Source organism: Caballeronia novacaledonica (assembly GCF_900258035.1).
In the GTDB taxonomy this organism is placed as follows: domain Bacteria; phylum Pseudomonadota; class Gammaproteobacteria; order Burkholderiales; family Burkholderiaceae; genus Caballeronia; species Caballeronia novacaledonica.
The window spans coordinates 17568-38692 of record NZ_OGTP01000016.1 but is presented as its reverse complement, the minus strand read 5'-3'; the positions used below and the strand labels follow the sequence as shown (position 1 = coordinate 38692).

19 protein-coding genes are annotated in these 21125 nt (G+C 63.8%); 18 read left to right on the top strand and 1 reads right to left on the bottom strand.

Annotated elements, in window-relative coordinates; translation table 11 throughout:
* The first annotated feature begins 97 nt into the window (after window positions 1–97).
* The 6 genes from surE to rlmD all read left to right on the top strand — a co-directional run bounded on the left by surE (window position 98) and on the right by rlmD (window position 6308).
* Window positions 98–856 (top strand): 5'/3'-nucleotidase SurE, encoded by a 759-nt coding sequence (surE, locus tag NOV72_RS21105; RefSeq protein ID WP_106856528.1) that lies wholly within the window; start codon window positions 98–100, stop codon window positions 854–856.
* Window positions 826–1935: a protein-L-isoaspartate(D-aspartate) O-methyltransferase gene (locus NOV72_RS21100; protein ID WP_106856527.1), complete on the top strand. Its 1110-nt coding sequence runs from the start codon at window positions 826–828 to the stop codon at window positions 1933–1935. The genes surE and NOV72_RS21100 overlap by 31 nt, the downstream gene beginning before the upstream one ends.
* 4 nt (window positions 1936–1939) lie before the next feature.
* Window positions 1940–2896 (top strand): peptidoglycan DD-metalloendopeptidase family protein, encoded by a 957-nt coding sequence (locus NOV72_RS21095; protein ID WP_106856526.1) that lies wholly within the window; start codon window positions 1940–1942, stop codon window positions 2894–2896.
* A 12-nt stretch (window positions 2897–2908) separates the two neighbouring features.
* The gene (gene rpoS, locus NOV72_RS21090; RefSeq protein WP_106856525.1) at window positions 2909–4006 is read left to right on the top strand and encodes an RNA polymerase sigma factor RpoS; all 1098 of its coding nucleotides are present in this window, start codon (window positions 2909–2911) and stop codon (window positions 4004–4006) included.
* A gap of 42 nt (window positions 4007–4048) precedes the next feature.
* Window positions 4049–4825, top strand: a complete 777-nt coding sequence (locus NOV72_RS21085) for a 3'-5' exonuclease (protein WP_106856524.1) — start codon at window positions 4049–4051, stop codon at window positions 4823–4825.
* A 67-nt stretch (window positions 4826–4892) separates the two neighbouring features.
* On the top strand, window positions 4893–6308 hold the full coding sequence (gene rlmD / locus NOV72_RS21080; protein WP_106856523.1) for a 23S rRNA (uracil(1939)-C(5))-methyltransferase RlmD: 1416 nt from the start codon (window positions 4893–4895) through the stop codon (window positions 6306–6308).
* Between the two features lie 70 nt (window positions 6309–6378).
* Here rlmD and NOV72_RS21075 read toward each other — a convergent pair whose 3' ends face one another.
* Window positions 6379–7077 (bottom strand): Bax inhibitor-1/YccA family protein, encoded by a 699-nt coding sequence (locus NOV72_RS21075; RefSeq protein ID WP_008349366.1) that lies wholly within the window; start codon window positions 7075–7077, stop codon window positions 6379–6381.
* Between the two features lie 338 nt (window positions 7078–7415).
* Here NOV72_RS21075 and ndk point away from each other — a divergent pair, with 338 nt between their 5' ends.
* The 12 genes from ndk to hflC all read left to right on the top strand — a co-directional run bounded on the left by ndk (window position 7416) and on the right by hflC (window position 21109).
* Window positions 7416–7841, top strand: a complete 426-nt coding sequence (gene ndk, locus NOV72_RS21070) for a nucleoside-diphosphate kinase (protein ID WP_106856522.1) — start codon at window positions 7416–7418, stop codon at window positions 7839–7841.
* A gap of 148 nt (window positions 7842–7989) precedes the next feature.
* Window positions 7990–9132, top strand: coding sequence for a dual-specificity RNA methyltransferase RlmN (rlmN, locus tag NOV72_RS21065; RefSeq protein WP_106856618.1), 1143 nt, complete (start codon window positions 7990–7992; stop codon window positions 9130–9132).
* A 185-nt stretch (window positions 9133–9317) separates the two neighbouring features.
* Window positions 9318–10430, top strand: a complete 1113-nt coding sequence (locus NOV72_RS21060) for a RodZ domain-containing protein (RefSeq protein WP_106856521.1) — start codon at window positions 9318–9320, stop codon at window positions 10428–10430.
* A gap of 134 nt (window positions 10431–10564) precedes the next feature.
* A complete protein-coding gene (gene ispG, locus NOV72_RS21055) occupies window positions 10565–11881 on the top strand; it encodes a flavodoxin-dependent (E)-4-hydroxy-3-methylbut-2-enyl-diphosphate synthase (protein WP_106856617.1) in 1317 nt (438 codons plus the stop codon).
* A 12-nt stretch (window positions 11882–11893) separates the two neighbouring features.
* Entirely contained in the window at window positions 11894–13243 is a 1350-nt protein-coding gene (hisS, locus tag NOV72_RS21050) for a histidine--tRNA ligase (protein WP_106856616.1), read from the top strand.
* Between the two features lie 105 nt (window positions 13244–13348).
* Window positions 13349–13978: a tetratricopeptide repeat protein gene (locus tag NOV72_RS21045; RefSeq protein ID WP_106856520.1), complete on the top strand. Its 630-nt coding sequence runs from the start codon at window positions 13349–13351 to the stop codon at window positions 13976–13978.
* Window positions 13979–14111: 133 nt separating this feature from the next.
* Complete coding sequence (bamB, locus tag NOV72_RS21040) at window positions 14112–15257, top strand: outer membrane protein assembly factor BamB (RefSeq protein WP_106856519.1); 1146 nt, start codon at window positions 14112–14114, stop codon at window positions 15255–15257.
* Between the two features lie 389 nt (window positions 15258–15646).
* The gene (der, locus tag NOV72_RS21035) at window positions 15647–16987 is read left to right on the top strand and encodes a ribosome biogenesis GTPase Der (protein WP_106856518.1); all 1341 of its coding nucleotides are present in this window, start codon (window positions 15647–15649) and stop codon (window positions 16985–16987) included.
* A 160-nt stretch (window positions 16988–17147) separates the two neighbouring features.
* On the top strand, window positions 17148–17384 hold the full coding sequence (gene hfq / locus NOV72_RS21030) for an RNA chaperone Hfq (RefSeq protein ID WP_008349383.1): 237 nt from the start codon (window positions 17148–17150) through the stop codon (window positions 17382–17384).
* Between the two features lie 87 nt (window positions 17385–17471).
* Window positions 17472–18740: a GTPase HflX gene (gene hflX / locus NOV72_RS21025; protein ID WP_106856517.1), complete on the top strand. Its 1269-nt coding sequence runs from the start codon at window positions 17472–17474 to the stop codon at window positions 18738–18740.
* Between the two features lie 60 nt (window positions 18741–18800).
* Window positions 18801–20195, top strand: a complete 1395-nt coding sequence (hflK, locus tag NOV72_RS21020; RefSeq protein ID WP_106856615.1) for an FtsH protease activity modulator HflK — start codon at window positions 18801–18803, stop codon at window positions 20193–20195.
* An 11-nt stretch (window positions 20196–20206) separates the two neighbouring features.
* Entirely contained in the window at window positions 20207–21109 is a 903-nt protein-coding gene (gene hflC / locus NOV72_RS21015) for a protease modulator HflC (protein ID WP_106856516.1), read from the top strand.
* Window positions 21110–21125 lie beyond the last annotated feature (16 nt).

The following is a 21125-nucleotide window of genomic DNA, read 5'->3' as shown; positions in this document are numbered from 1 at the left end:
CTCCTCGTTTTACGAAGGCTCAGTTTAGGGCACAGGGCAGGTCGGGAGCGAGCCTGCGAGTCGTCGTCGCGCCACTTTCCTCGGTTACAATCGTCGGATGCGAATCCTACTCAGCAACGACGACGGTTATCTGGCGCGCGGCATCAATGTGCTGCACGAAGTGCTGCAGCCGCTCGGCGAAGTGACCGTGATGGCGCCCGAGCAGAACTGCAGCGGCTCGTCCAACTCGCTTACGCTGTCGCGGCCCTTGAGCGTTCATCAGGCGCCGAACGGTTTCAACTTCGTGAACGGTACGCCGACCGATTCCGTGCACATCGCGCTGACCGGCATGCTCGAGCAACAGCCGGATCTCGTCGTGTCGGGCATCAACAACGGGCAGAACGTCGGCGAGGACACGCTGTACTCGGGCACCGTCGCGGCTGCCACGGAAGGCTTCATGTTCGGCATTCCGGCGATCGCGTTTTCGCTCGTCGGGCGCGACTGGCTTCATCTCGAAGACGCCGCGCGCGTGGCAGCGGAGATCGTTGCGCATTTCCTCGAACATCCGATGCCGGGCCATCCGTTGCTGAACGTGAACATCCCGAGCCTGCCGTACGAGCAGCTCGGCGCATGGACCGTCACGCGCCTCGGCAAGCGCCATCCGTCGCAGCCGGTGATTCGCCAGAGCGATCCGCGCGGCAACCCGATTTACTGGATCGGCCCGTCGGGCGACGCGCTCGACGCGAGCGAAGGCACCGATTTCCACGCGGTCGCGAACGGCTTCGTCTCGATCACGCCGCTGCAACTCGATCTGACTCACACGAAGCTCATGGCCGAAACGCGCGAATGGGCGCGCGCCGGGAGCGGTCGCACATGAGCGACGAGCGCGCCAAGCGCTTTCCGCTGGCGCTCGCGGATCTGGTTCGCGAGCCGCGCAAGCCCGCGAACCGGCCGCAGGATTCCCGCGCGAAGCAAGCCGCCGCTTCGGCGCTCAAGCCCGCGCCCGCGCAACCGGCGAAGCCGGGTCCATCGCGCGCGGCGAACGCGCCGATGAAAAATCCCGCGACGGCGGCGGCGTCCGCGACGCCGGCCACGTCGGTTTTTCCGGCGCGTTCCGGCAAGAAGCCGGCCGTTGGCGCGGCGAAACCGGTTTCGTCCGCGAGCAAGAGCGCCGCGCAGACGCATCATGCGCCGCACGCCCCGCGCGCAAGCGCGTTGCGCCCGGCGGCGCGATCCGCCGAACGCGATCCGAATACCACCGCCAGCGCGCCGAAAAAAGGCGCGCCCAACGTTGCGCTGGCGAGCACTCAGACGCTCACGTCGGAACGGGTGCGGGAGCGCATGGTCGAACGGCTTCGCTCGAACGGCGTGACCGATCCGCGCGTGCTCAATGCGATGTCGGTGGTGCCGCGTCACATGTTCGTCGATCCGGGGCTCGCCGCGCAGGCTTACGAAGATGCCGCGCTGCCGATCGGCCATCACCAGACGATCTCGAAGCCGTCCGTCGTGGCGCGCATGATCGAGCTGGTCGCGACGGGACGCGCATTGAACAAGGTGCTGGAGATCGGCACAGGGTGTGGCTATCAGGCGGCGGTGCTGTCGCAGGTCGCCACCGAGGTTTATTCGATCGAGCGCGTGCGCCCATTGTCGGAGCGCGCGAAGCTCAACCTTCGGCCGTTGCGTGTGCCGAACATCAGGCTGCATTACGGCGACGGCCGCCTGGGCTTGCCCGCGGCCGCGCCGTTCGACGCAATCGTGATCGCCTGCGCGGGCCTCGACGTGCCGCAGGCCCTGCTGGATCAACTGGCGGTGGGCGGCAAGCTCGTCGCGCCGGTCGGATCGCAGGCCGCGCAGTCGCAGGTGCTGACGCTCGTCACGCGCGTGTCGGCAACACAATGGCGAGAAGAGCAACTCGATCGCGTCTTTTTTGTACCTTTAAAATCCGGAGTGATTTGACCCGATGAGTATCCTGCGTGCTTTGCAAGAAGGAAGTGCAGGCCAACGCCTGAGCGCGGCGCAGCGCGGCGTGTGCGTGCTGGCGTTGTCCGCGCTGGCCGCGTGTTCGACGCGCATGGACATGGCGCCCGTCGTCGACAGAACGGGCGCGCCCATCGGCACGACGGCGGCCCAGACGCCGGACAACGGACCGCCGCCGCCGGGCTATTACCGTGTGAAGCCGGGCGATACCCTATATCGGATCGCGCTGGAAAACGGTCAGAATTATCACGATATCGCGACGTGGAACAACCTGACCAACCCGAACCAGATCGAAGTCGGCCAGTTGATGCGCGTGGCGCCTCCGGGTGCGAACGTCTCGGCGGCGACCCCCGGTGTGGCGACCGCGCCGATCATTGGCGGCGGCGTGCAGACGCAGCCGCTCAACGGTACGAACGCCTACGCGTCGCCGCAGCCGGGCACGACCGCGCAGCCGCCGTATTACGGTCCGAATTCGGGCATGGGCGCAACGCCCGGAACCCCTGCTGCGGCGGCGGGCATGGCGTCGGCGCCGGGTGTGCCTGGCGCGGATGCCAATGCGGCGGCGCCCGCGGCTCAGCCGGCGTTCATCTGGCCGGCGCGCGGACCGATTCTCGGCACGTTCGACGACGCGAAGAACAAGGGTTTGAATATTGGCGGTGCGGCGGGAGATCCGGTCAACGCGTCGGCGGACGGCCGGGTGGTTTATTCCGGAAATGGGCTGCGCGGCTACGGCAATCTCATTATCATCAAGCATGACGCGACTTTTCTCACCGCGTACGCACATAACCGCGCTTTGATGGTAAAAGAAGGGGACGCGGTAACTAAAGGGCAGAAGATCGCTGAGATGGGGAACAGCGATTCGGACCGCGTGATGTTGCATTTCGAAGTTCGCCGGCAGGGAAAACCTGTTGACCCACTGAAGTATTTGCCGCCGCAATAAAGCGAAACCATCATGCCAAAAACGAAGCGCCGCCTGCCGCTAGCCGAGACTGAGACGATCAGCCGACCCTTGCAAGTGTCGGTGGAAGACGGTGCTTCGACTCATGATGACGAAATCGACAACGTCGATGTCGATGTCGACTCCGAGGAAGAAGGCGGCAGCCGCGGAAAGGGCAGCGACGAAGCGAGCGAAGGCGCAAACGATTCCGCCCCTGACGCCGACGACTTCCGCTCGCTCCTGCAGGCCGAGCTCACGGCCGACACCATTCAGCACTACCTGAATCGCATCAGCGTGAAGCCGCTCTTGACCGTCGAGGAAGAGCAGCGCTATTCGCGGCTCGCGAAGGCGGGCGAATTCGAAGCGCGGCAGGTCATGATCGAGCGCAATCTGCGGCTCGTCGTCAGCATCGCGAAGGGTTATCTCAATCGCGGCGTGCCGCTGCTCGATCTGATCGAGGAAGGCAATCTCGGCCTCATGCACGCCATCGAGAAATTCGATCCGACGCGCGGCTTTCGTTTCTCGACTTACGCCACCTGGTGGATCCGCCAGAGTATCGAGCGCGCGATCATGAACCAGGCGCGCACGGTGCGGCTGCCGGTGCACGTGATCCGCGAACTCAATCAGGTGCTGCGCGCGAAGCGCCATCTGGAAAAAAATTCCGCCAATTCGAACGACAGCGTCGCCCCCGAGCGGCGCGACGCGAGCATTGACGATATCGCGTATCTGACCGGCAAGACGCCCGAGGAAGTCACCGATATCCTCGCGCTCAACGAGCACACGGCTTCGCTCGACGCACCGCTCGACCTCGATCCGGGCAGCAGCCTGCTCGATCTTCTGTCCGACGACCAGAGTCAGTCGCCGGATGCCGAAGTGCAGCATCGCGAGCTCGAATCGCTTACGCGCCTGTGGCTGTCGCGCCTGTCCGACAAACACCGGCACGTGATCGAGCGGCGTTTCGGGCTGAACCACATCGAACCCGCGACGCTCGAAGAGCTCGCCGAGGAAATGGGCCTCACGCGCGAGCGTGTGCGCCAGATCCAGCAAGAGGCGCTCGTGCGGCTCAAGCGCTTTTTCGCATCCAACGGCGTTCGCAAGGACGCCGTGCTTTAACGCTTTGGCGGTGCCCGCCAGGGCATCGCGTTCCAGGATTCAATGACACCGATTCTCGTTTTCGACATCGAAACAATCCCCGATGTCGACGGCATTCGCCGTCTCGACGATTTGCCCGACGATCTTTCCGACCGCGAGGTGGCCGAACATGCGTTCGCGGCGCGCCGCGAGCGCGTCGGCAACGACTTTCTGCCGCATCATCTGCAGCGCGTCGCGGCGATCTCCTGCGTGTTTCGCGACAACAACGGCTTTCGCGTGCGCTCGCTCGGCACCACCGCCGATGGCGAGGCCGCGCTCATTCAGTCGTTCTATCGCGTGATCGAGAAGTACACGCCGCAACTCGTGTCGTGGAACGGCGGCGGCTTCGATCTGCCCGTGCTCCATTACCGTGCGCTGGTGCACGGCGTCGCCGCGCCGCGTTACTGGGACCTCGGTCAGGACGACCGCGAGTTCAAGTTCAACAATTACATCGGCCGCTATCACATGCGTCACATCGATTTGATGGACGTGCTCGCGATGTATCAGGCGCGCGCCAACGCGCCGCTCGATGCGCTCGCGAAACTGTGCGGCTTCCCCGGCAAGCTCGGCATGGATGGCGGCAAGGTCTGGGACGCGTACTGCGACGGCCAGATCGAGGAAATTCGCAACTATTGCGAGACCGATGTCGTCAATACGTATCTGATGTACTGTCGTTTTCAGATGATGCGCGGCGGCTTCACGCCCGACGAGTACGCCGACGAAATCAATGTCGTGAAGAACGCGCTCGCGCAGGAATCGTCGCCGCATTGGGCCGAGTATCTCGCGGCGTTCGGGAACTAGGCGCGGCGGCGTGATGACGTTCGTCTACAATCTCGCCTTTGCCATTCGTTAGCCAGGAAGTACGCAGGTGTCTGAAGCCGCTCGAAAATCCCAGAATCGCCGCCGCGCCGCGCCGGCGAAGTTCGTCACGCCCGATCCCGATTTCGTCGCGCCCGAACTCGAAATCGATTCGCTCGATATGGAGGCGCGCGGCGTCGGCCGCACGGTCAACGAGAACGGCGAGCCGGGCAAGGTCATCTTCGTCGAAGGCGCGCTGCCGGGCGAACGAGTGAGCTATTCGAGCTATCGCAGAAAGCCGAGCTTCGAGCAGGCGCAGGTGGTGAACGTGCTGCGCGAGAGCGTGATCCGCGCGAAGCCGAAGTGCCAGTTTTTCGGCACCTGCGGCGGTTGCTCGATGCAGCATCTCGACGTGCGCGCGCAGATCGCCGTGAAGCAGCGCGTGCTCGAAGACAGCTTGCAGCATTTGTCGAAACTGCGCGCCGAAACCATGTTCCGGCCGATTCACGGGCCGTCGTGGGGCTATCGCTATCGCGCGCGGCTGACGGTGCGGCACGTCGAAAAGAAGGGCGGCGTGCTGGTCGGCTTTCACGAGCGCAAGAGCAGCTACGTCGCCGACATGACGAGCTGCGAAGTGCTGCCGCCGCACGTCTCCGCGATGCTCGTGCCGCTACGTCATCTGGTGGCGGGGCTTTCGATTCGTGACCGCATGCCGCAGATCGAACTCGCGGTCGGTTCGGACGTGACGGCGCTCGTGCTGCGCATTCTGGAGCCGCTGACGGAAGCCGACGAAGCGCTGCTGCGCACCTTCGCCGACGAACACGGCGTTCAGTGGTGGCTTCAGCCGAAGGGGCCGGACACCGTTTATCCGTTTTATCCGCTCGATCGCGAACTGGCTTACACGCTACCGGAATTCGACATCCGCATGCCGTTCAAGCCGACGGACTTCACGCAGGTGAATCACCAGATCAATCGCGTGCTGGTGAGCCGGGCGCTCAGCCTGCTCGCGGCGGCAAAGTCGGATCGCGTGCTGGATCTCTTCTGCGGCATCGGCAACTTCACGCTGCCGCTCGCGCGCGTGTCGCGTGAAGTGGTCGGCATCGAAGGCAGCGAGGCGCTGACGGCCCGCGCGCTGGAAAACGCAACGGCGAACGGCGTCGACGGACACACGTCGTTCGCGTGCCGCAATCTGTTCGAAGTCACCGCCGACGATCTGCGTGCGCTCGGTCACTTCGACAAATTCCTCATCGATCCGCCGCGCGAAGGTGCGCTCGCCGTGTCGAAGGCGCTGGCGGACATCGCCCAGTCCGGCGACGGGCCGTTGCCGCAGCGCATCGTCTATGTGTCGTGCAATCCGGCGACGCTCGCGCGCGACGCCGGCCTGCTGGTACACGAAGCGGGTTACCGGATGAAGGGCGCGGGCGTGGTGAACATGTTCCCGCACACGTCGCACGTGGAGTCGATCGCGTTGTTCGAGCGCGACTGATTCGAATGAAGCAGACGCAAAAAAAACCGGCCCGAAGGCCGGTTTTTTATTGCCGCGTCGAGAACCGAGCTTAGTTGCGGTTGCCGCCGAAGATGCCGAGCAGCGCCAGCAGGTTCGTGAACACGTTGTACAGGTCGAGGTAGATCGCGAGCGTCGCGCTGATGTAGTTCGTCTCGCCGCCATTCACCACGCGCTGAACGTCAAACAGCATGTATGCCGAGAAGATCACGATGGCGAGCACGGAGATCGTCATCATCAGGGCCGGCAACTGCAGGAAGATGTTCGCGAACGCGGCGAGCAGAATGACGATCACGCCCATGAACAGAAACTTGCCGAGGCCCGAGAAATCGCGCTTGCTGACGGTGGCGATGGTCGCCATCGCGGCGAAGATCACGCCCGTGCCGCCGAAAGCCATCATGATGAGCTGCGGCCCGTTCGAAAAGCCGAGAATAAAGCTCAGCAGGCGCGAGAGCATCAGGCCCATGAAGAACGTGAAGCCGAGCAGGACGACCACACCCATGCCGCTGTTCTTGGTTTTCTCGATGGCGAACATGAAGCCGAACGCGATCGCGAGGAACGCGATGAAGCTCATTGCCGGGCTGGTGGCCGCGAACAGCGAGAAGCCTGTCGCGACGCCGACCCACGCGCCGAGCACCGTCGGCACCATCGAGAGCGCGAGCAGCCAGTAGGTGTTGCGCAGCACGCGGTTGCGCACCTCGACCGAGGTGACGCTGCCATTACGGCCAAAGCTGTAGGGTGATTCGTTCATGGTTTCTCCTTGCTCCAATTGTCTGTCGTTTGGTCTTCCCGCGACATCCGTCACACACGAATGATAAGGTGCGCGGACTTAAGCCAGTATTAGGACCGCGTGGGTGCAGCCGCCGCAAGGCGCGGTTCCCGTTGCAATGCAGCGTTTTGTTCCAATATGGCCCCGGCGCGCGCCGAATTCAATAGTTCCAAAGGCTGATTCGGCCGTTCGGATAGTTAAGTCCTCGCTGGATTTGATCCTTACGGCGCCGTAAGGTTTCAATCGCAATCATACCTTGCTTCGTGCTACAATTGTCGATTCGTTTTAATCCGTAAACCGTTCATTTTTTGGAGTTTTTCATGGCGATCGAGCGCACCCTGTCGATTATCAAGCCGGACGCGGTAGCAAAGAACGTTATCGGCCAGATCTACAGCCGTTTCGAGAACGCGGGTCTTAAGATCATTGCGTCGCGCATGGTTCATCTGTCGCGCGCCGACGCGGAAAAGTTCTACGCCGTGCACGCCGCACGTCCGTTCTTCAAGGACCTCGTCGCGTTCATGATTTCCGGTCCGGTCGTCATCCAGGTGCTGGAAGGCGAGAACGCAATCGCCACGCATCGTGACCTGATGGGCGCGACCGACCCGAAGAAGGCGGACAAGGGCACGATCCGCGCCGACTTCGCCGACAGCATCGACGCGAACGCAGTGCATGGTTCGGATGCTCCGGAAACGGCGCGTCAGGAAGTTGCTTTCTTCTTCCCGGAAGTGAACGTTTACTCGCGTTAATTTTCGCGTCGTACCGCGCGGCGGCCGGTCGGCCGTCGCGCGCATCGCGCCTCGACGCAGCATAGCGGTATGAAAGTAGCAGGAACTGGCGCGAACGGTCCCGGGCAACACCGTCCGGACTTCGCAATCTGAAATGGCAGAACTCGACATGACGAGCAGCAGTACCGTCAACCTTCTCGATCTGGACGCCGCCGGGCTGACCGCGTATTGCGCGAGCCTGGGCGAAAAGCCGTTTCGCGCCAAGCAATTGCAGCGCTGGATCCATCAATACGGTGCCGACGACTTCGACGGCATGACCGATCTCGCGAAATCGCTGCGCGAAAAACTCAAGGGCCGCGCCAATATGGCGATGCCCGACATCATCAGCGACCACGTTTCCGCCGACGGCACGCGCAAGTGGCTGATCGACGTCGGCAACGGCAACGCGGTCGAAACCGTGTTCATCCCCGAAGAAACGCGCGGCACGCTGTGCGTGTCGTCGCAGGCGGGATGCGCGGTGAACTGCCGGTTCTGTTCCACCGGCAAGCAGGGCTTTTCCCGCAATCTGACGACGGGCGAGATCATCGGCCAGTTGCGCATGGCGGAGTTTGCGCTGCGCAAGTCGCTCGGGCGCGATGTCGGCGGACCGGGCAAGGGCGAGCGCGTCGTCACGAACGTCGTGATGATGGGCATGGGCGAGCCGATGCTCAATTACGACGCCGTCGTGCCGGCCATGCGCCTGATGCTCGACGACAACGCTTACGGCCTGTCGCGCCGCCGCGTGACGCTGTCCACTTCGGGCGTCGTGCCCATGATGGACCGTCTCGCCGCCGATCTGCCCGTGGCGCTCGCCGTGTCGCTGCACGCGCCGAACGATCCGCTGCGCGACATGCTGGTGCCGCTGAACAAGAAGTATCCGCTGCGCGAATTGATGGCCGCGTGCCAGCGTTATCTGAAGGTCGCGCCGCGTGACTTCATCACGTTCGAATATTGCATGCTCGACGGCGTCAACGACACCGAGGCGCACGCGCGCGAACTGCTCGCCGTGACGCGCGACGTGCCGTGCAAATTCAACCTCATTCCGTTCAATCCGTTCCCGGAATCGGGGCTCACGCGCTCGAAGAACGAGCAGATCAAGCGTTTCGCGCAGGTTTTGATCGATGCGGGTGTCGTCACGACGGTGCGCAAGACGCGCGGCGACGACATCGACGCCGCCTGCGGCCAACTCGCGGGCGCGGTGCAGGACCGCACGCGTCTTGCCGAACGCATGAGCCGCGCGGGCAGCAAGACGATCGAGGTGCGGGCAATCTGACGGCGCGCCCGAACAGAACAAAGCCGCAGCGAAAAGGCGTGGCAAACGCCGGGATGCGGCACTAAAAGACGAACATTTTGTTATAAAGCGGTCTGCAATGGCGCCGGAGTTGTATCGTTCACGTGGTTTTTCAACCGAAGAATGCAACAGGCGCTATATGAAAGAATCGATGCGAGGAATTTGGCATGAGTGAGCCGCAGCACCCGACGCCTTTCGGCAGTCATTCCGGCAACCGGTCCGGCGGTCAGTATGACGATCAGGCCGGCGCGGAACGGGCGGCGTCGAATGCGAGCCAGGCTGGGCCTCTGGACTCGATCCCGGCGGTCGGCGCGCGTCTCGCGCAGCTCCGCCAGGCGAAGGCATGGTCGATCGACGACGTGTCCGCGCGCCTCAAGGTGTCGCCGACGAAACTGCTCGCGCTCGAATCGGGCGATATCAGCCATTTGCCCGATCGCACGTTTGCCGCAGGCATCGTGCGGAGTTACGCGAAAATCCTGGGCGCCGATCCCGCGCCCTTCACGCAGGCATTCCGGCGCGATGGCGGCGAGATCGCGGAGAATCTGAAAGTGCCGGCGTCGGCGGGCGCGGGTCTGCCGCGCGGGCGCGTTTCGGTGCCGCTCGGCAATTCGTCGGGCCGCAAGCGTTCGTGGATGTGGGGCATGCTCGCCATCATCGTCGTGTTGGTGGCGTTGGTGATGTGGCACACCGGCGGCGACTCGAGCAACTGGCTCGCGCGCCTGAAAGCGACCACGGGCATGGGTTTATCGTCGACGCCGACAGCGCCGTCGAACGAATCGGCGGGTGCATCGTCCGCGCCAACGCCCGACGAAGCGGCGGCCGCGAACACCGGCGAAGCGTCGCTGCCCGAAGTCGCGACGGCGCCCGGCGAGCAGCCGATGCCGCGTCCGCTCGGCACGAACGCGCTGCCGGCTTCGTCGTCGACGCTATCCGCGGTGCAAGGCGCGAGCGCGCCGGCTGCCGCGGCGCCCGCATCGGCTGCGAAGACTGCACCGGCAGCGGCGGCGTCCGCACCTGCCGTCGCGGGCAGCGGTTCGAGCGCGATCGAGTTGAAAGTAAAGGAAGATAGCTGGTTCAGCGTGCGCGGCAAGGACGGCAAGGAACTGTTTTCCGGCCTCGTCCACGCGGGCAGCGCGCAGCGCGTGGAAGGCGAGGCGCCGTTCAAGGTGACCGTCGGCAACGCGAAGGGCGTCGAATCGTTGTCGGTCGACGACGAACCCGTCGATGCCAAGCGCTATTCATCCGCACGCGGAAACGTCGCGCGTCTCTCGCTGCCCTGAGCCGGCGAGGTCTATAGGTTCACTGCGCGGCGGACAAGTCAGGGGCGTCACGGTGCAAGCCGCGACGCCCGTTTGAGGTTCCATCCACGCAACCCGGCGCCGTATCGGCGGCAAGGTTGCAAAAGGGTTTTTCGATGCAATCCGAAGCTCAATCCCTGATCAGCAGCAAGATTTGTTCGACCGAGCCGGTCTTCGGCGGTCCGTTGACGCGCCGCGGATCGCACGCGGTGGATGTGCGCTGGGGCGGACAGCTCGTGACGATCGGCGGCGACGCGCCCGTGCGCGTCCAGTCGATGACCAACACCGACACCGCCGACGCCATCGGCACCGCCATCCAGATCAAGGAACTGGCGCAAGCCGGCTCCGAGCTCGTGCGCATCACGGTGAACACGCCGGAAGCGGCCGCGGCCGTGCCGCATATCCGCGAGCAACTCGATCGCATGGGCGTGACCGTGCCGCTCATCGGCGACTTCCATTACAACGGTCACCTGTTGCTGCGCGACTACCCGGCGTGCGCGGAAGCGCTGTCGAAATACCGCATCAATCCGGGCAACGTCGGTCAAGGCGCGAAGCGCGACACGCAATTCGCGCAGATGATCGAAGCCGCGATCAAATTCGACAAGCCGGTGCGCATCGGCGTGAACTGGGGCAGCCTCGATCAGGACCTGCTCGCGCGCATGATGGACGAAAACGCCGCGCGCTCGACGCCGTGGGAACTGCAGAGCGTCATGTACGAGGCGCTGATTCAGTCGGCGATCGGCTCGGCGGAACGCGCCGTGGAACTGGGCCTCGGGCGCGACAAGATCATCCTGTCGTGCAAGGTCAGCGGCGTGCAGGATCTCATCGCCGTGTACCGCGAACTCGCGAAGCGTTGCAGCTTTGCGCTGCACCTCGGTCTGACCGAAGCAGGCATGGGCTCGAAGGGCATCGTCGCGTCGACGGCGGCGCTTTCGGTGCTGCTGCAGGAAGGCATCGGCGACACCATTCGCATCTCGCTCACGCCCGAGCCCGGCGGCGCGCGCACCGGCGAAGTGGTCGTCGGCCAGGAAATCCTGCAGACCATGGGCCTGCGTTCCTTCACGCCGATGGTCATCGCATGTCCCGGCTGCGGCCGCACGACAAGCACGCTGTTCCAGGAACTCGCGTCGCAGATTCAGAACTATCTGCGCAGCTCGATGCCGACCTGGCGCGACCAATACCCCGGCGTCGAGAAGATGCATGTCGCGGTGATGGGCTGCATCGTCAACGGGCCGGGCGAATCGAAGCACGCGAACATCGGCATCAGCTTGCCGGGTTCGGGCGAGAATCCGGCGGCGCCCGTGTTCATCGACGGCGTGAAGGTCAAGACGCTGCGCGGCGAGAACATCGGCGTCGAGTTCCAGCAGATCGTCAGCGATTACGTCGAGCGCACGTATGGAAAGCGCGAAGAAACGAACTCAGCAACGGCTTGAATGCAAAAACAGATGACTGAAGAGAAGAAACGGCTCGAAAAACTGAGCGGTGTGAAGGGCATGAACGACATCCTCCCGCAGGATGCCGCGTTGTGGGATTTCTTCGAAACCACCGTCAAGTCGATGCTGCGCGCATACGGCTATCAGAACATCCGCACGCCGATCGTCGAGCATACGCAGTTGTTCACGCGCGGTATCGGCGAAGTGACCGATATCGTCGAGAAAGAGATGTACAGCTTCACGGATGCGCTCAACGGCGAGCATCTGACGATGCGCCCGGAGAACACCGCCGCGGTCGTGCGCGCGACCATCGAACATAACCTGCTGTACGACGGCCCGAAGCGCCTGTGGTACGTCGGTCCGATGTTCCGTCATGAGCGTCCGCAGCGCGGGCGTTATCGCCAGTTTCATCAGGTCGGCGTGGAAGCGCTCGGCTTCGCGGGTCCGGATACGGACGCCGAGATCATCATGATGTGCCAGCGTCTCTGGGACGACCTCGGGCTCACCGGCATCCGCCTCGAACTCAATTCGCTCGGTCAGGCGGAAGAGCGCGCGGCGCATCGCAAGGAACTGATCGCGTATCTGGAGAAGCACGTCGATTCGCTCGACGAGGAAGCGAAGCGCCGTCTCTACACGAATCCGCTGCGCGTGCTCGATACGAAGAATCCGGCGATGCAGGAGATCGCGCAGAACGCGCCGAAGCTCGTCGATTTTCTGGGCGACGCGTCGCGCAAGCACTTCGAAGGCGTGCAGCGTCTGCTCAAGGCGAACAACATTCCGTTCACGATCAATCCCCGTCTCGTGCGCGGTCTCGACTATTACAACCTCACCGTGTTCGAATGGGTCACCGACAAGCTCGGCGCGCAGGGCACGGTCGCGGGCGGCGGTCGTTACGATCCGCTCATCGAGCAGCTCGGCGGCAAGCCGACGGCCGCGTGCGGCTGGGCAATGGGCGTCGAGCGCATCCTCGAGTTGCTGAAGGAAGAGCAGCTCGTGCCGGAGGCCGAAGGCACGGATGTGTATGTCGTGCATCAGGGCGAGAAGGCGGCGGAGCAAGCGTTCATCGTCGCCGAGCGTCTGCGCGATACGGGCCTCGACGTCATCCTGCACTGCAGCCCGGACGGCGCGTCCGCGAGCTTCAAGTCGCAGATGAAGAAAGCCGATGCGAGCGGCGCGGCCTTCGCGGTCGTGCTGGGCGAAGACGAACTCGCGCAGGGCATGATCGGCGTCAAACCGCTGCGTCGTTCGGGCGACGAAACGTCCGACGGCCAAAAGAACGAGCAAGTGAACGTTCCGGCGGAAGACTTGACCGAATACCTAATCAATGCGATGGTTGCAACCGCCGATGACGAGGGTGCCTGAGAAAGAGGTGCATTGCCGTCGCGCGGCGGCCCGGATCGGGAAGAACCGGGCATCGCGCGCGGCGCTCGTTGAGGGAATTGAAACGCAGGAAGGAATAGCTGGACGATGAGCTATCACGACGAACAAGAATCACTTGAAAGCGTAAAGGCCTGGTGGGCCAAATGGGGTAACACCACGACTTGGATCGTGCTCGTGGTACTCGTCATTGGCGCCGGGTACAACGGATGGAATTTCTGGCAGCGCCGTCAGGCGGCCGAAGCGTCGGTACTCTACGACCATCTGCAGCAGGCGGTGAGCGCCAACGATCAGGCGCTGGTCGCGCGTGCGGCGACGGACATGGAAGACAAGTTCGGCGGCACGGGTTACGCGCAGATGACCGCGCTCGCGGCCGCGAAGTCGCTGTACATGGCGGGCAACACGGCGGGTGCGAAGGCGCAGTTGCAATGGGCCATCGATCACGCGAAGGACGCCGAGTACAAGCAGATCGCGAAGCTGCGCCTCGCGCTCGTCCTGCTCGACGAGAAGAACTACGACGCCGGTCTGAAGCTGCTTGCGGATCAACCGCTCGACGCGTTCAAGGGCGTGATCGCGGATCGTCGTGGCGACCTGCTCGCCGCGCAAGGCAAGCGTGACGATGCGCGCGCCTCCTACAAGGTCGCGCTCGAGACGCTGTCCGAGAACGAAACGTCCGCGCGTCAACTGATCCAGTTCAAGCTCGATGCGCTCGGCGGCTGATGCGCATCGTTTCAATCGGTATCGATCGATTTAGCACATCAGTCAATCAGGTCGCCCGCCACAGCGTCGCCATGCAGCGACGCGGCGGTCGGCGCCGATCAACCCAATTCAACAATTCATGTTGCGTCCACCGATGATTTTTTTGAAACGCTACGCCGTGCCGCTCACTTGCGCGATGACCGTCTTGTTGGCCGCCTGCTCGTCGACCAAGGATGAACGCCGCGTGCCGACACCGCTCGCGGACTTCAAGCCGGTGTTGAACGTCAACCAGACGTGGAAGGTGAGCGTCGGCAAAGCGGGACGCTATTTGTTCTCGCCGGTCGCGGTCGGCGATTACGTTTTCGCCGCGGGCACGAACGGCACCGTCGCCAAGATCGACGCGAAGACCGGTCAGGACGTCTGGCGCGTCAAGCTCAAGGACGATCTGTCGGCGGGCGTCGGCAGCGACGGCAATCTGACGGCCGTGGGCGGTCTGAAGGGCCAGGTCGACGTGCTCGGCGCCGACGGCAAGCTGCTGTGGACGGCCACGGCGCCCGGCGAGATCGTCTCGCCGCCGCTCGTCGGCAACGATCTCGTGATCGTGCGCACGATCGACGGCAAGGTCATCGCGTTCAACGCGCAGACGGGCGAGCAGAAGTGGGTCTTCCAGTTGCGCGCCGTGCCGCTGAACCTGCGCGTCGCAGCGGGCATGACGTTCGCCGGCAACCAGGCGGTGCTCGCGGGCTTCCCCGGCGGCACGTTCGCGGCGATCAACCTGCAGACGGGCGACGCCTACTGGCAGGCTCCGGTGTCGTACCCGAAGGGCGTGACCGAAGTCGAGCGCATCAACGACGTGACCGGCGCGCCGGGACTCGTCGGCGCGCAGACCTGCGCGGTGACGTTCCAGGGCCGCATCGGCTGCTTCGACGCCAATACGGGCCAGCCGGTGTGGGAAAAGAACTTTTCGAGCGACAGCGGCCTCGCGCAAGACGAGCAGACCGTCGCGGCGGGCGACGACTGGTCGGTCGTCAATGCGTTCCGCGCGTCGGACGGCTCGCAGATCTGGAAGACGGACGCGCTGAAGAACCGCAGCGTCAGCGTGCCGTACATTCTCGGCCGTGCGGTCGTCGTGGGCGACTATAAGGGCTTCGTGCATTTCCTGAATACGGAAAGCGGCGAACTCGTCGGCCGCGCGCCGACCGACGGCAGCGCGATCACCGCGGCGCCCGTGCTGGCGGGCAATACGCTCGTCGTGCAGACGCATGACGGCGATCTCTACGGTTTTCGTCCGGGCAACTGAGTGAAAATCGGGCCACGAGCGCGTGACGCGCGCTCGTGGCTTCCAGCAAGCGCGCCATCGGTGTAGAGCGGCGCGGCAGGTTCGCCCCGACGAGCCGCACGAGAAAGAAGCGCTGCGCCAGGCGCGCATCGCGATAAAACCCGCAAGCAAAAGCAGGGTGGAAGAACGAGCGCGTCGCGCGAAGGCGTCGCGCAAGAACGAGCCTCGAACGAGGCAAGACCGGCGATCGACCGCCGACGATCCGGCCAACCGAAGCGCCTCGCGTGCGGCAAGCCGAATCCATGCTAATTTTCGACAAGCGCAGCCATTGCGCGGCGTAGCGGAACGCAACGAGGCGTTTCTGCCGCCCGTTCCGCGTTCGCCTTGCGTTCAACCTTGAACAAAATCAGATGAAACCCGTGATTGCGCTCGTCGGGCGCCCCAATGTTGGGAAATCGACGCTTTTCAACCGGCTGACGCGCTCGCGCGACGCGCTCGTCGCGGACTTGCCGGGCCTGACACGCGACCGCCACTACGGCGAGGGTCGCGTCGGCGGCGAACGTCCGTACCTCGTCGTGGACACGGGCGGTTTCGAGCCCGTCGCGAAGGACGGCATCCTGCACGAGATGGCGCGGCAGACGCGCCAGGCGGTCGAAGAGGCCGATATCGTCGTGTTCATCGTCGATGGGCGCAATGGACTCGCGCCGCAGGACAAGGCGATCGCGGACTATCTGCGCAAGACCGGCCGGCCGCTCTTTCTGGTCGTGAACAAGGCCGAGGGCATGAAGTACTCGGCGGTCGCGTCGGACTTCTACGAACTCGGCCTCGGCGATCCGCGCGCGATCTCCGCCGCCCACGGCGACGGCGTCCTCGAGATGATCAACGACGCGCTCGACATCGCGTACAAGGATCAGCCGGAAGAGACGGAAGACGAGAAGGCGAAGCACGGCGTGAAGATCGCGATCGTCGGGCGTCCGAACGTCGGCAAGTCGACGCTCGTGAACACGCTGATCGGCGAGGAGCGCGTGATCGCGTTCGACATGCCCGGCACCACGCGCGACTCCATTTACGTCGATTTCGAGCGGCAAGGGCGCAAATACACGTTGATCGACACGGCCGGCCTGCGCCGCCGCGGCAAGGTGTTCGAAGCGATCGAAAAATTCTCGGTCGTGAAGACGCTGCAGTCGATCGCGGACGCGAACGTCGTGATCCTCCTGCTCGATGCGCAGCAGGACATCTCGGAGCAGGACGCGCACATCGCGGGCTTCGTGGTCGAGCAGGGGCGCGCGCTCGTCGTCGGCGTGAACAAGTGGGATGGCCTCGACTCGCATGTGCGTGAGCGCACGAAGGCGGACCTGACGCGCAAGCTCAAGTTTTTGGACTTTGCTAAATTCCACTACGTTTCCGCGCTCGAGAAGACGGGCATCGGCGCGTTGATGAAATCGGTCGACGACGCCTACGCCGCCGCGATGGCCAAGCTGCCCACGCCGAAGCTCACGCGCGCGCTGATCGATGCCGTCGAATTCCAGCAGCCGCGCCGCCGCGGTCCGGTGCGGCCGAAGCTGCGCTATGCGCATCAGGGCGGACAAAATCCGCCGATCATCGTGGTGCACGGCAACGCGCTCGACGCGATCACGGACACGTACAAGCGTTATCTGGAAGGGCGTTTTCGCGAAACTTTTGGACTCGTTGGCACTCCACTTCGCATAGAGTTTCGGTCGAGCCACAACCCCTACGCGGACAAGGACTAAGACCCGCGTGGAGCCTTACGTTTCGGTGCATTCAGCCATTTGGCCGAGGGGCGCCGAAAACGTAAAACAGCGAAAATCGGCTATAGTGTAGCGATTGTCGGCGGATCTCTTTTTCTTCGTCCACAATATTTCCAACCTGCAAAAAAACACGGAGTTTGCTATGAGCAACAAAGGGCAATTGTTACAAGACCCGTTTTTGAACGCACTGCGTAAAGAGCACGTGCCGGTGTCGATCTATTTGGTCAACGGCATCAAGCTTCAAGGAAACATCGAATCTTTCGACCAGTACGTCGTGTTGCTCCGAAATACGGTCACCCAGATGGTCTATAAGCACGCCATTTCGACGGTCGTGCCGGCCCGCCCGGTGAATTTCCACCCGGACGCCGAACCGTCCTAAACCTCGTCGCGGCCGGCGCGAATCTGCCATTTCCAAAATGAATATTAAGCAACTCGCCGGTCGCTTCAAAAACGTAAATACATTAATTTGATCAACGCAGCGCTCGTCGGCATCGACTTCGGCAAGATCGATTTCGAAGCCAGTCTTGAAGAACTCAGCTTGCTCGCACAAAGTGCGGGCGCTCATCCCGCCGTCACGCTCACCGGCCGCCGCTCGAGCCCCGATGCCAAGATGTTTATCGGCAGCGGCAAGGTCGAGGAACTGCGCCTGCAGTGCGAAGCGAACGACGTCGAACTCGTCATTTTCAATCACGCGCTCGCGCCCGCGCAGCAACGCAATCTCGAAGTCGCGCTGAATCGCCGAGTGGTCGATCGCACGAGCCTCATTCTCGATATCTTCGCCCAGCGCGCCCGCAGCCACGAAGGCAAGCTGCAGGTCGAGCTCGCGCAACTGCAATATCTGTCCACGCGCCTGATTCGCGCGTGGACTCACCTCGAACGCCAGAAGGGCGGTATCGGCCTGCGCGGGCCGGGTGAAACGCAGCTCGAAACCGACCGCCGGCTTATCGGCGAGCGCATCAAGGCGCTCAAGACCCGGCTCGAAAAGCTGCGCCGTCAGCACGGCACGCAGCGGCGTCAGCGCGCACGCAATCGCACGATGTCGGTGTCGCTCGTCGGCTATACGAACGCGGGCAAGTCCACGCTGTTCAACGCGCTCACGAAGGCGCAGGCGTACGCGGCCAATCAGCTCTTCGCCACGCTCGACACCACGTCGCGCCGCGTGTTCTTGGGCGAGGAAGCGGGGCATGTCGTCGTGTCGGATACGGTCGGGTTCATCCGCGAATTGCCGCACCAGCTCGTCGCCGCGTTCCGCGCCACGCTCGAAGAAACCATTCACGCCGACGTGCTGCTGCATGTCGTCGATGCATCGAGCGCGGTGCGCCTCGATCAGATCGATCAGGTGAACGAGGTGTTGCGCGGCATCGGCGCGGACAACATTCGCCAGATTCTCGTCTTCAACAAGATCGACGCGGTGCCCGAGCTCGCGGCCCGCGACGAAGCGGTTGAAAGGGACGAGTATGGTAATATTTCGCGCGTTTTCTTGAGTGCACGCACGGGTCAGGGGCTCGATGCGCTGCGCGCTGCCATCGCCGAAATCGCCACGGCGGAAACCGGTGAAACCGATGCGGGCCTACCCAGCGTGCTCGCCGAATTTCCGGAGTCGCACGAGGCGTCCGACGCAACGCAATCCACGCAGTCCGGGTCAAACGCCATACACGACACGAACGCGCAGCCGGACGACCACCGGCAACCCGTCGAACGTGACGATCACAAGGTCCCCGAGCACGGTCATTGAGTTGCTTCGGAATTGCATCGACCCGGCGTCGACCCCGGCTGTCTAATGGTGAATCACCGAGTGAACGACTATAAAGAGCGGAGTATCCGGCACGCTGTGCATGCCGTCTTTTCGATCAACGATCCGCGCTGGGGGCGGGGCGACGGCAATGGCGTGAAGAACGACTCGAAGCGCCCGCAAGACGGCAAGCGCCCGAACGGCAAGGACGAAGGTCCGCCGGATCTCGACGAAATGTGGCGCGAGTTCAATCGCCGCATCGCCGGCGTGTTCGGCAAGAAGCCCGGCAACGGCGCGCCGCGCGAGAACGGCCGCGGCACCAAGATCGGCGTCGGCATCGTGATCGGCGTGCTGATCGCCATCTATCTCGGCAGCGGCGTGTTTGTCGTGCAGGACGGGCATGTCGGCGTTGTCTCGCAATTCGGCCAGTATCGTCAGACGGTCTCGCAAGGCATTCACTGGCGTCTGCCGTATCCGTTCCAGTCGAGCGAAATCGTCGATACCTCGCAGATTCGTTCCGTCGAAGTCGGGCGCGGCACCGCGCTTTCGCAAGGCAACGTGCGCGACGCGTCGCTGCTGACGAACGACGCGGATATCGTCGATGTGCGCTTCGCCGTGCAGTATCAGATCAAATCGCCCACCGACTTCCTCTTCCGCAGCGTCAATGCGGACGACAGCGTCACGCAGGCCGCGCAATCGGCGATCCGCGAGATCGCGGGCGGCCTCACGACCGACGACATGCTCTACAAGGATCGCGAAACGCTGCGCGCCCGCCTGATCGAGACGATCCAGCGTTCGCTCGATACTTATCGCACCGGTCTGCAGGTGACGGGCGTCGCGGTGCAAAGCGTGCAGGTGCCGCAGCAGGTGCAGTCGGCGTTCGAGGAAGCGGCGCGCGTGCGTCAGGACAACGAGCGCGCCCGCGATACCGCGCAAGCCTATGCGGATCAGTTGCTGCCGCGCGCGAAGGCCGACGCGGCCAAGCTGATCGACGAGGCGCGCGCCTACAGCAATCGCGAGGTCACGCAGGCGCAGGGCGACGCGGAGCGCTTCAAGGAGGTCTACGCGGAATACTCGAAGGCGCCCGCGGTCATTCGTCAACGCATGTACCTGGACACGATGCAGCAGATCTACTCGCGCACCACGAAGGTTTTCGTCGACAGCAAGGCCGGCAATAATGTCGTGTATCTGCCGCTCGACAAGCTCGTCGAAGCCAATCGGCAGCAGGCGAAGGACGCGGCCGAGGGCACGAACGGCGCGGCTGCGTCGGGCGCGCCTGCCGCGGCCGAAGCACCTCAGGCGCGCGCGCAAGGCGCAACGAGCGCATCCGCGCCGGCCGCCGCCGCACCCGCCAGCGCGGCGAGCGCCGCCAGCGGCGCGAGCGCGAATGCCGGCGGCGATCCGCTGCGCTCGCGCGACGCGTTCCGTTCCCGCAGCCGGTCGGAAGACCTGCAATAAGGAGCGCGAACATGAATCGAATTTTTGCGCTCGTCGTCGCCGTCGTCATCGTGCTGTTCATCGGTTCGTCGATGATCTTCACCGTCGACGAAAGACATGCCGCCGTCGTCGCCGCACATGGCGAAGGCAATCCGCGTCTCGAAGGCCCCGGCCTGCACTTCAAGCTGCCGCCGCCGTTCCAGACGCTCACGCTCGTCGACACGCGCACGCTCACCATCGACGAATCCGGCGCCGACCGTTTCTCGACCGCCGACAAGAACGAAGTGCTGGTCAACACGGTGATCAAGTATCGCGTCTCCGATCCCCTGAAGCTCTTCGAAAGCAACGAGAAGAACACGCAGACGGCCGAAGAGCGCATCACCGCGCTCGCGCGCACGGCGCTCGCGAGCGCTTTCGCGAAGCGTCCGCTCACCGACGCGCTCGGCAATCAGCAGGCGATCGAAACCGACGCGCGAAAGAGTGTCGAAGGCGCGGCCGGCGGCTTCGGCGTGCAGCTCGTCGATCTGCAGATGACGCGCATCGACTTTCCGTCGGCGGTGGCCGATTCGGTCTACAAGCGCATGATCGCGGCGCGTCAGCAGGCCGCGGCGAACGAGCGCGCGAAAGGCACGGCGGAAGCGGACAAGATCAAGGCCGACGCGGAACGCACGCAGCAGGCCATCGTCGCGGACGCCTACAGCCAGGCGCAGTCGATCAAGGGCGAAGGAGACAGCAAGGCGGCGGCCATAGCGGCCGATGCGTACGGACGCGATCCGCAGTTCTACCAGTTCTATCAGAGCCTCGAAGCGTATAAGAAGACGTTCAAGCCGGGCGACGTGATCGTGGTCGATCCGAGCAGCGATTTCTTCCGCTTCATGAAGAGCCCGACCGGCGGCGCGACGGACACGTCGCCCCCGGCGACGGCGAAGCGCTGATCCCGTCCGCGCCGCG